This window comes from Brevundimonas sp. (assembly GCF_965279155.1).
Taxonomy (GTDB): Bacteria; Pseudomonadota; Alphaproteobacteria; order Caulobacterales; family Caulobacteraceae; genus Brevundimonas.
Genome location: NZ_OZ257138.1, coordinates 2,807,983 through 2,817,357, shown reverse-complemented (window position 1 = coordinate 2,817,357; position 9,375 = coordinate 2,807,983). Strand labels below are relative to the sequence as shown.

Annotated in this window: 12 protein-coding genes; 9 read left to right on the top strand and 3 right to left on the bottom strand. The window is 66.9% G+C overall.

What is annotated here, in order from left to right; genetic code table 11:
* Window positions 1-77 precede the first annotated feature (77 nt).
* Window positions 78-1,562, top strand: coding sequence for a DEAD/DEAH box helicase (locus ACQY72_RS13560; RefSeq protein WP_428156713.1), 1,485 nt, complete (start codon window positions 78-80; stop codon window positions 1,560-1,562).
* Window positions 1,563-1,694: 132 nt separating this feature from the next.
* On the opposite strand, the gene ACQY72_RS13555 is transcribed toward ACQY72_RS13560, so the two are convergent.
* Together ACQY72_RS13555 and ACQY72_RS13550 are read right to left on the bottom strand one after the other, a co-directional pair.
* Window positions 1,695-3,041, bottom strand: a complete 1,347-nt coding sequence (locus tag ACQY72_RS13555; protein WP_428154186.1) for an OmpP1/FadL family transporter — start codon at window positions 3,039-3,041, stop codon at window positions 1,695-1,697.
* Between the two features lie 162 nt (window positions 3,042-3,203).
* Complete coding sequence (locus ACQY72_RS13550) at window positions 3,204-3,971, bottom strand: competence/damage-inducible protein A (protein ID WP_428154185.1); 768 nt, start codon at window positions 3,969-3,971, stop codon at window positions 3,204-3,206.
* Window positions 3,972-4,070: 99 nt separating this feature from the next.
* Between ACQY72_RS13550 and map the strand changes: the two genes are divergently transcribed.
* From map to ACQY72_RS13510, 8 genes are all read left to right on the top strand, one after another.
* Window positions 4,071-4,889 carry a type I methionyl aminopeptidase gene (gene map / locus ACQY72_RS13545; protein WP_428154184.1) on the top strand — a complete coding sequence of 273 codons (819 nt, stop codon included), beginning with the start codon at window positions 4,071-4,073 and terminating at the stop codon, window positions 4,887-4,889.
* Between the two features lie 77 nt (window positions 4,890-4,966).
* Window positions 4,967-5,548 (top strand): hypothetical protein, encoded by a 582-nt coding sequence (locus ACQY72_RS13540; protein ID WP_428154182.1) that lies wholly within the window; start codon window positions 4,967-4,969, stop codon window positions 5,546-5,548.
* A 104-nt stretch (window positions 5,549-5,652) separates the two neighbouring features.
* Entirely contained in the window at window positions 5,653-6,378 is a 726-nt protein-coding gene (gene radC / locus ACQY72_RS13535) for a RadC family protein (RefSeq protein ID WP_428154180.1), read from the top strand.
* Window positions 6,375-6,899, top strand: a complete 525-nt coding sequence (locus ACQY72_RS13530) for a GNAT family N-acetyltransferase (RefSeq protein WP_428154178.1) — start codon at window positions 6,375-6,377, stop codon at window positions 6,897-6,899. The genes radC and ACQY72_RS13530 overlap by 4 nt, the downstream gene beginning before the upstream one ends.
* Window positions 6,900-6,956: 57 nt before the next feature.
* Window positions 6,957-7,199: a BolA/IbaG family iron-sulfur metabolism protein gene (locus tag ACQY72_RS13525; protein ID WP_426023988.1), complete on the top strand. Its 243-nt coding sequence runs from the start codon at window positions 6,957-6,959 to the stop codon at window positions 7,197-7,199.
* A 3-nt stretch (window positions 7,200-7,202) separates the two neighbouring features.
* Window positions 7,203-8,105, top strand: a complete 903-nt coding sequence (locus ACQY72_RS13520; RefSeq protein ID WP_428154176.1) for an oxidoreductase — start codon at window positions 7,203-7,205, stop codon at window positions 8,103-8,105.
* A 94-nt stretch (window positions 8,106-8,199) separates the two neighbouring features.
* On the top strand, window positions 8,200-8,553 hold the full coding sequence (gene grxD, locus ACQY72_RS13515; RefSeq protein WP_428154174.1) for a Grx4 family monothiol glutaredoxin: 354 nt from the start codon (window positions 8,200-8,202) through the stop codon (window positions 8,551-8,553).
* On the top strand, window positions 8,553-8,993 hold the full coding sequence (locus ACQY72_RS13510) for an acyl-CoA thioesterase (RefSeq protein WP_428154173.1): 441 nt from the start codon (window positions 8,553-8,555) through the stop codon (window positions 8,991-8,993). Before grxD ends, ACQY72_RS13510 begins: the two co-directional genes overlap by 1 nt.
* On the opposite strand, the gene ACQY72_RS13505 is transcribed toward ACQY72_RS13510, so the two are convergent.
* Entirely contained in the window at window positions 8,977-9,357 is a 381-nt protein-coding gene (locus ACQY72_RS13505) for a hypothetical protein (RefSeq protein ID WP_428154171.1), read from the bottom strand. The two genes, ACQY72_RS13510 and ACQY72_RS13505, sit on opposite strands and share 17 nt — an antisense overlap.
* Between the last annotated feature and the right edge of the window lie 18 nt (window positions 9,358-9,375).

The following is a 9,375-nucleotide window of genomic DNA, read 5'->3' as shown; positions in this document are numbered from 1 at the left end:
CCCGACGGCGTCATGCCATGGCCGATGCGCGTCGCCGCTACGCGAAAGACAAAGCTGTGAGCATCACCTTCGAATCCATGGGCCTGAACAAGGCCCTTCTGCAGGCCCTGGCGTCGACCGGCTACACCACGCCGACCCCGATCCAGGAAAAGGCCATTCCTGACGTCATGGCCGGCAAGGACCTGTTGGGCATCGCCCAGACCGGCACCGGCAAGACCGCCGCCTTCGCCCTGCCGATCCTGCATCGCCTGGCCGAAAACCGCATCGCGCCCAAGCCGCGCACGACCCGCGTGCTGGTCCTGTCGCCCACGCGTGAGCTGGCCACCCAGATCGGCGACAGCTTCAAGGCCTACGGCGCCCACCTGGGCTTCCGGGTCGCGGTGATCTTCGGCGGCGTGAAATACGGCGGCCAGGAACGCGCCCTGCAACAGGGTCTGGACATCCTGGTCGCGGCGCCCGGCCGTCTGCTGGACCACATCCAGCAGAAGAACCTGGACCTGTCGCAGACCGAAATCTTCGTGCTGGACGAGGCCGACCAGATGCTGGACCTGGGCTTCATCAAGCCGATCCGCCAGATCGTCTCAAAGATCCCGGCCAAGCGTCAGAACCTGTTCTTCTCGGCGACCATGCCGACCGAGATCGGCAAGCTGGCGGGCGAACTGCTGAAGGACCCGGTCAAGGTCCAGGTCACGCCGCAGTCGACCACGGTGCAGCGTATCAGCCAGTCGGTCGTCTATATCGAACAGGGCCGTAAGCGCGCCCTGCTGACCGAGATGTTCTCGGATCCCGAATACACGCGCTGCCTGGTCTTCACCAAGACCAAGCACGGCGCCGACAAGGTCGCGGCCTATCTGGAAGCCGGCGGCGTCGAGGCCGGCGCCATCCACGGCAACAAGTCCCAGCCCCAGCGTGAACGCACCCTGGCCGCCTTCAAGGCCGGCAAGCTGCGCGTCCTGGTCGCCACAGACATCGCCGCGCGCGGCATCGACGTGGACGGCGTCTCGCACGTCGTGAACTTCGAACTGCCGCACGTGCCGGAATCCTATGTCCACCGCATCGGCCGCACCGCGCGGGCGGGCAAGGACGGCACCGCCGTCAGCTTCGTCGCCGGCGACGAGATGAAGCTGCTGAAGGATATCGAAAAGGTCACGCGCCAGAAGATCCCGGCCATCGACCGTCGTAACGACAAGGCCCTGGGCCAGCTGGACGCCACCATCATGGCGACCGGCGTCGGCAAGAAGGCGACCATGCCGGAACGCGAAGGCGGCGACCGTGGCGAAGGCGGGCGCGGTGAAGGTCGCGGCGGTCGTGGACGCAGCCGCGTTCCTCACCGTGACGGCGTGCGCCCGGAAGGCGGCGGCCAACCCCATCGCCAGCGTCGCGCCCGTCCCGGCGAGACCCCGGCGGCCCCGCGTCCCGAACGCGCCTACAACCCCCTGGCCGGCGAGCGCGTCCCGTCGATCAACGACAACGTCAAACCGGCGGAAGGCGAAATGAAGCGCCGCCCCCGTCGCCGCCCGTCCAATGGCGGCAAGGGCTATGTCGGCGGCGCCAAGGCCTGATCCGAAGGACCGGGGGCGTTCGCCCCCTCCACCCCGCTTCGCGCGGTCCCCCTCCCCCGTGAACGGGGGAGGATAAAAAAACGGCGGCTCCTGCGAAGGAGCCGCCGTTCTCATGTCAGGCGTGTGCGGACCTTAGAAGGCCCAGGTCGCGCCCATCGAGAAGCCGACGCCCGAGCCTTGCGATTCGCCGCGCAGGTTCGAGATGACCAGGCCGTTTCCATAGACGTCGCGCGTGTCGTTGATCGTCGCGGTGTCGATGTCGATGTAGGTGACGGCGCCGTCGAAGGTCATCGAGCCGACCGTCTTGGACAGGCCGGCGGCGTAGAGCCAACGGTCGCCGTCCGGGATACGGGCGGTGCGGTGATCGTCCGAGGTCGGGGTCGGGTCGTAGCCCAGACCCGCGCGGAAGGTCATGGACGGATCGATCTTGTAGTCGAAGCCGACCGCGCCGGTGGTGACGTCGTCATAGTCCTGGACGATGGTCGAGCCGCCACCGGTGTAGGCCACGCGGATGGCGTCGAACTCGCTCCAGCCGATCTGGTTGACCTGGGCGTTCAGGGTCAGGCGATCGTTGACGGCGTAGCGGGCCGAGACGGTGGCGTACCAGGGCGTCGTGAAGGAGGCGCCGCCGTCAGCCGAGACGTTGGCGCCGGCCAGGACGCCGGTCAGGCCCGAGATGTTCACCGAACCTTCCAACTCGTGCTCGATCTTGGAACGGTAGGACAGACCCAGGTCCAGCTTGCCGAAATGCATCTGGGCGCCGGCGTTCCATCCGTAATCCCAGCCGTCGCCTTCCAGTTGGTTGCGACCGTCGGTGGACGGCGAGACGGCATAGTCCGCTGCCAGGACAGCGGCTGAGATGTTCGGCAGGGCCGACGACAGGGTCGCCTTGGCGTACTGGGCGTCGAAGCCGACGCCGAGGTCCAGCCAGTCGGTGACCGTCATGGCGGCGACCAGGCTGACGTTGGCCGAACGCAATTCGGACGTCAGGGCGTCGTAGCGCGCGAAGTCGGTCGGCTCATACTTGGTGGTGAAGTTGTAGGGCGCCTGAACGGCCAGGCCGACGTTGAAGCGGTCGCCGATCGGCATGGACACGGCGAAGTTCGGCACGATGCCGCTTTCGACCACTTCGTGGACGTGCGGGTCGCCGTTGACGGGGACGGTTCGGCTGGCCACACCGAAGCGGGGCAAGGGGACGTTGTAGGTCAGGCTGGAGCCGCGGTCATCGACATCGGAATCCAGGATCAGGCCGTGTGCGCCGAGATAGACTTCGCGCTGGGCGCCGGCGATGGCGGCGGGGTTCCACCACAGGGACTGCACGCCCTTGTCGGCGCCGACGCCGGCGTTGGCGCGGCCCTGGGCGCGCGTCGATTGTTCCTGAACATAGAAGGAGCCGGCCATGGCCGGGGCGGCGACGCCGGCCAGAAGGGCGGTCGTCAGGGCGAGCCCGCCCACGCGGGCGAAGTTCCTGGAGGTCATTTCAAACACCTAAGTAAACGTCGACCGCATTCGGCGCGGTCGATCCGGGGAGGAACCCACTCAGCGTTCACGGCGCGAAAGCGTTGCGGGCAAGGCCCCCATCGGACCGGAAACAGGCGAAACCGTGGCGCCTGAGCCGCACATGATCACGGCTTTGCGAGGTTACGTCGCGGCAACATCGATGCTCAGATTACGGAGTTCGGCGATCAAATCTTGCGCTGCAGCCTCGACGAGGCCGGCGTTGCGGCCACGGATGACCAACTGGGTTCCAATCTCGCCGACGCTGCCGTGCCCGAAAGGATAGCTGCCGAACGACAGGTCACGGCGCATATTTGCGGCGGCCCGCAGCACATCTGCCACAGCCCCCTCGCCCACCCCACTGACCTTCAGCGTCCGAGCATGAACGACGGCGCCGGTGCGCAGGCGCGGCGCCACATCCTCAAGCATCGCCTGCATGATCTTCGGCACGCCGGCCATGACGAAGACATTGCCGATCTGGAAGCCCGGCGCATCGGTGACCGGATTGGCGATCAGCACCCCGGCCTGAGGAATGCGGGCCATGCGACGGCGCGCGGCGTTGAAGTCGTCGCCATAGCGGCGCGCCAGGATGGCCATCGCCTCGGGATGCTCGGGCAGGGCCACGTCGAAGGCCGCCGCGACGGCGTCGGCGGTGATGTCGTCATGCGTCGGGCCTATGCCGCCGGTGGTGAAGACATAGTCCCAGCGTGATCTGAGGGCGTCGAGCGCCTCGATGATCCGGTCATGATCGTCGCCGACGACCCGCGCCTCCATCAGGTCGATCCCCAGCGCGGCCAGGAAGCGGGCGATGGTGTTGGTGTTCGTATCCTGGGTGCGGCCCGACAGGATTTCGTCGCCGATGACCAGGACGGCGGCGGTAGGCCCGGCAGCAATAGGATCGACGTCGGTCATGCGGGGAATCCAAACTCGGGGTTGAGGTTTCATGCTATAACGACCATCTGCGGCGAACGGATTGCGCCGTATCATCGCCTTTTGCAGACCGATCGCCCCATGTACGAAACGCCCGAAATCGAAACCGACGTCCTGGTCCGCTCCAGCGCCATCCGCGTCCACGAAGCCGAAGACTTCGAGGGGATGCGCAAGGCCGGCCGTCTGGTCGCCGAGGCGCTGGACATGATCGCCGCCCATGTGAAGCCGGGCGTCCTGACCAGCACGCTCGACGATCTGGTGCGCGAGTTCACCCTGGACAACGGCGGCCTGCCCGCCTGCCTGGGCTACAAGGGCTATGAAAAGACCGTCTGCACGTCGATCAACCACGTCGTCTGCCACGGCATTCCCGGCGACCGGGTGCTGAAGGACGGCGACATCGTCAACATCGACCACACCGTCATCGTCGACGGTTGGCACGGCGATAGCAGCCGCATGTATGCGGTCGGTGAGATCAATGCGCGCGCCAAGAAGCTGATCGACGTGACCTATCAGTCGCTGGATCTGGGCCTGGAACAGGTCAAGCCGGGCAATACCTTCGGCGACATCGGTTTCGCCATCCAGAAGTTCGTCGAGGCCCAGCGCATGAGCGTGGTTCGCGACTTCTGCGGCCACGGCATTGGCCGCGTCTTCCACGACAGCCCCAACGTCCTGCACTACGGCCGTCGCGGCGAGGGGGCGGTGCTGAAGCCCGGCATGTTCTTCACCGTCGAGCCGATGGTCAACCTGGGCAAGCCGCACGTGAAGGTGCTGTCCGACGGCTGGACCGCCGTGACACGCGACAAGTCCCTGTCCGCGCAGTGCGAACACACCATCGGGGTGACGGAAGACGGGCTGGAAATCTTCACGGCGTCGCCGGCGGGGCTGTTCCGGCCGAACTAAGCGCATTACCGGGATTTCATTTGATGCGCAGGCGGCGTCTTCCCATGATCCTTCGGGATCGCGGAGAATAGCCAGATATGATGAAGCGGCTTCTAGTGACGACCGGCATGGTTTTGGCATTCGCCATGCCCGCCTTGGCGCAAGACGCCGCGGTGGTATCCGACAATCCGGAAATGGCGGCGATCCTGGCGTCCGACCAAGCCGTTCGGCAAGACCTCAGCGCGGTTTTGGCGGGAGGGCGGGCTTACGCTGAGCGCATGATCGCCGAGGACGCGATCCGCAGAGGGCAGGTGCGCGCTTTGCTGGAGGCAGATGCTCTGAAGACCGCAGCCGACTTCCACGCTGCCGCCTTCGTCTTCCAGCACGGCTCCACGCCTGACGATTACCTGCTGGCCCATAGCCTGGCCTTGGCCGCCGTCGCGAAGGGCTCGACAGAATCGACCTGGATCGCGGCCGCGACGCTGGACCGATATCTGCAGATGACGGGAAAGCCGCAAATCTACGGCACCCAGACGACGGTGCGGCGAGGACAGCCTCCGACACGCGATCCGTATGACCATGCCCTTGTACCCAACAGCGTTCTCATCGCGCTGGGCGTCCCGACCCAAGCCCGTGAGGAAGCGCTGAACGCGACCCAAGGCGCTTCGACGACGCCATAGCCGGCTTGCTGCGAAATGACGCGGCGCTGGCACACGTTGAGCTTGCGCGCGCGCACGGATCGACCGATCCTGTGACGGTTGCGCATCTGCGAGCCTGACGGCGTATGACTGACGAGATTTCGACCAAGCCGATCCCGCGCCACAGCGGCCATCGCGACCGTCTGCGCGAGCGGGCGGCGAAGGGCGGGCTGGGGGCCCTGCCCGACTATGAGCTGCTGGAGATGCTGCTGTTCCGCAGCGTGCCCTACAAGGACACCAAGCCGCTGGCCAAGGATCTGCTGGCGCGGTTCGGGGGGCTGGAGGGGATCGGGGCGGCCAGCCATGAGGCGATCGAGGATCAGGTCGCGCGGTCGATGGGCTATGCCGTCGGCAAGGCGACGCGGGCGATCGCGCTGGACCTGCAGCTGATCTTCGACGTGACGCGGCGGATCGCGCGCGAGCCGACGGCGAAACGGCCGGTGATCTCGTCGTGGACGGCGCTGCTGGCCTATGTCCGGGTCGCCCTGCAGCACGAGCCGCGCGAGCAGTTCCGGGTGCTGTATCTGGACAAGAAGAACCAGCTGATCCTGGACGAGGTGCAGAACCGGGGCACGGTCGATCATGCACCGGTCTATCCGCGCGAGGTGATCCGGCGCGCGCTGGAGCTGTCGGCCAGCGCCCTGATCCTGGTCCACAACCATCCGTCGGGTGATCCGACGCCCAGCCGCGCCGACGTCGAGATCACGAAACAGGTTGTGCAGGCCGGGCGCGCGCTTAACGTCGAGGTTCACGACCACTTGGTCGTCGGCCGCGACGGGGTGGCCAGCTTCAAGCAACTGGGCCTGATGTGAACGACAGGATTCTGACGACCGAACGACTGATGCTGAGCCCGGTCTCGACCGAGGATTTCGACGATCTGCTGACGCTGTGGTCGAACGAGGACTTCACGCGCCACATCATGGGCCGCGTGCTGGGGCGCGAGGAGGTCTGGTTCCGGCTGTTGCGCGACATCGGCCATTGGGCCGCGATGGGCCACGGCAACTGGACGATCCGGCTGCGCGACGGCGGGGCCTATCTGGGCAGCGTGGGGGTGTTCGACTATCGCCGCGAGCTGGAGCCGCCGTTCGAGGCGCCCGAACTGGGCTGGGGCGTCGCGCCGGCGTTCCAGGGCAAGGGCTATGCGGCCGAGGCCCTGACGGCGGTGCTGGGCTGGGCCGACCAGACGCTGGAGGGGCGCACCGTCTGCATGATCGCACCGGAGAACCTGGCCTCGCTGAAGCTGGCGGCGCGGGTCGGTTATCGCCCCTATGCGACCGCGACCTACAAGGATTACACGGTTCAGCTGTTCGAAAGGCCGGTTCGAGGCGCGTAGGTCGCCATTAAGGTTTATGCGCCAAAATCGCGCCGAACGAACCGCGAGTCCTGTGTCATGCCCATGCCCGTCGAAACGCTGCGCCAGCATCTGGTCGAAGCCTTTCCCGACGCCCAGATCGACATCGAGGACCTGGCGGGCGACGGCGACCACTATCGCGCCCGCATCGTGTCCAGCGCCTTTGCGGGTGTGCCGCGCGTGCGCCAGCACCAGATGGTCTATGCCGCGCTGAAGGGTCAGATGGGCGGCGAGCTTCATGCCTTGGCGCTGGAAACCTCGGCGCCCGAGGCGGGAAACTGACCGATGCGCTATAGGCCCTTCGGCGCCTCGGGCGCCGCCATCTCCAACCTGACGCTGAACTTCGGCGCCGATGCGCTGAAGCGCGGGCGCGAAGCGGGGCTGGACCTGCTGTATTCGGCGCTGGAAGCGGGCGTCAACAGCTACCGCCTGGACAGCGCCGACCCTGTGGCGGCCGAGGTGCTGGGCGAGGCCCTGTCGCACGTGGATCGCAAGCTGGTCTATGTCAGCCTGACTCTGGGGGCCGGCGACGGACGTGGCGAAGACAGGGATTTTTCCGCCCAGGGCATGACGGCCGCCATCGACCGGGTGCTGCACTTCTCGGGACTGGGCTGGATCGACGTGGCGGTGCTGCACGAGCCGGGCGAAACCGAACTGGCCCAGTCGTCGCTGAGCGCGCTGAAGGCCATGCGGGCGACCGGGCGCATCAAGCTGCTGGGCATCGCGGGCGGCGGCGAGGTGATGGACGCCTATGTCTCGACCGGCGCGTTCGACGCCCTGCTGACCCCCTTGGGCATCAATGCCGACTGGAAGGTCCGCAACCGCATCCGCTCGGCGCGCGAACACGACATGTCGGTGTTCGCCTATGACTTCTACACCGACCGGCGCTCCGGTCCGCGCATCGCGCCGATCTTGAAGAAGGGCCTGTTCGGCATCGGCGCGCAGAAGCGGCCGCCGGATTCGCCGCAGAAGGACGCCTTCGGCTTCCTGTATCGCACGCAGAACTGGACGGCCGAGGCGATCTGCCTGGCCTACGTTCTGACCGATCCGACGGTGTCCAGCGTGATCGTCAACGCCACCGACACCGACCGGCTGGCGCAACTGGCGGCCGCGCCCGAGCGCGACATGCCGCCTGGCCTGGCCGCGCAGATCGAGATGGCGCGCGTCGTCGCCAGCCAGGCCGCCTGACGCAGAGCGACCCGCGCCATACAGATCGTCGCGGACGCCTTGACCGCGCCCTCTCGGCTCCCTAGCTGACGGGCTTCACGAAAGGCCCTTTCCCGTGACCGATACTGCCCAGACCGCCGATCCCGCTCACGCCTTCATCGGCGAAACCGTCGCTCAGAACGACGTCGTGCTGTTCATGAAGGGCACGCCCGACCAGCCGCGCTGTGGCTTCTCGTCGCTGGCGGTGCAGATCCTGGACCATGTCGGCGCCGCCTTCGTGGGCGTGGACGTGTTGCAGGACGAGGCCCTGCGCGAAGGCATCAAGAGCTTCACCGACTGGCCGACGATCCCGCAGCTCTATGTGAAGGGCGAATTCGTCGGCGGTTCCGACATCATCCGCGAGATGTTCCAGGCCGGCGAACTTCAGGCCCTGATGGTCGAGAAGGGCGTGCCGCTCGGCGAGGCCTGATGGCCCGCAAGACGCTGACGCCGCGCGAGGACCGCGAGGTCTTCGTCGTGCCGCTGCACGTGCGGCCCGAACACATCGACGCCAATGGACACGTCAACAACGTCGTCTATGTCGGCTGGCTGCAGGACGCAGGCACGGCTCACTGGAACGCGCGCTTCGACGAGGCGACGCGGGCGAAATGGTCTTGGGTCGCAACCCGGCACGAGATCGACTATCTGCGCGGCATCGAACCGGGCGCCCAGGACGTGGTCGCGCGCACCTGGGTCGGCGATCCGCAGGGGCCGCGCTTCACCCGCTATGTCCGCATCGAGGACGCCCAGGGCCGCGTCTGCGCCCAAGGCGTCACCGAATGGGTGCTGGTCGACGCAGCGACCCTGAGGCCCCAGCGCATTCCGCCCACGATGCTGGCGGTGTTCGAGACGCCTATTTCAGCGCATTGAGGATCCGCGCCGGGGTTCCGGGCTCAAGGCCCAGGTCTGCGTAGGTCCAGCGCAGTTCGACGCCGTTCGGGACCAGGGCCTTGCACAGGTCCGGCTTGGTGCGACGCAGGGTGATTTCGGTCGGCGTGTTGTCCGACACTGACACTTCGAAATCGGACGCCTGGGTGCAGCCGTTGGAATCGACACGCGCGATCAGGGCGCCGTCGGCAAAGCGGGCCTCGCGAATGGCCTCGGCCGGCGGGGCGTCGTTGCGGGTGACATTGACCGAGACGTTCTCGCCCGCATCGCTGTCGTAGATGACGCAGGCCGACAGCAGCGGCGCGACCAGGGCCGCGACCGCCAGACCCTTTGCAAGACCCCGCATCACTGACCCGAGGCCGGG

Bases quoted from the DNA above. Each gene is read 5' to 3' on its own strand.
- map (WP_428154184.1), top strand. From the start codon at position 4,071: ATGTACGAAACGCCCGAAATCGAAACCGACGTCCTGGTCCGCTCCAGC.
- ACQY72_RS13525 (WP_426023988.1), top strand. From the start codon at position 6,957: ATGCCCATGCCCGTCGAAACGCTGCGCCAGCATCTGGTCGAAGCCTTT.
- ACQY72_RS13560 (WP_428156713.1), top strand. From the start codon at position 78: ATGGGCCTGAACAAGGCCCTTCTGCAGGCCCTGGCGTCGACCGGCTAC.
- ACQY72_RS13540 (WP_428154182.1), top strand. From the start codon at position 4,967: ATGATGAAGCGGCTTCTAGTGACGACCGGCATGGTTTTGGCATTCGCC.
- ACQY72_RS13505 (WP_428154171.1), bottom strand. From the start codon at position 9,357: ATGCGGGGTCTTGCAAAGGGTCTGGCGGTCGCGGCCCTGGTCGCGCCG.
- ACQY72_RS13555 (WP_428154186.1), bottom strand. From the start codon at position 3,041: ATGACCTCCAGGAACTTCGCCCGCGTGGGCGGGCTCGCCCTGACGACC.
- radC (WP_428154180.1), top strand. From the start codon at position 5,653: ATGACTGACGAGATTTCGACCAAGCCGATCCCGCGCCACAGCGGCCAT.
- ACQY72_RS13520 (WP_428154176.1), top strand. From the start codon at position 7,203: ATGCGCTATAGGCCCTTCGGCGCCTCGGGCGCCGCCATCTCCAACCTG.
- ACQY72_RS13510 (WP_428154173.1), top strand. From the start codon at position 8,553: ATGGCCCGCAAGACGCTGACGCCGCGCGAGGACCGCGAGGTCTTCGTC.
- ACQY72_RS13550 (WP_428154185.1), bottom strand. From the start codon at position 3,971: ATGACCGACGTCGATCCTATTGCTGCCGGGCCTACCGCCGCCGTCCTG.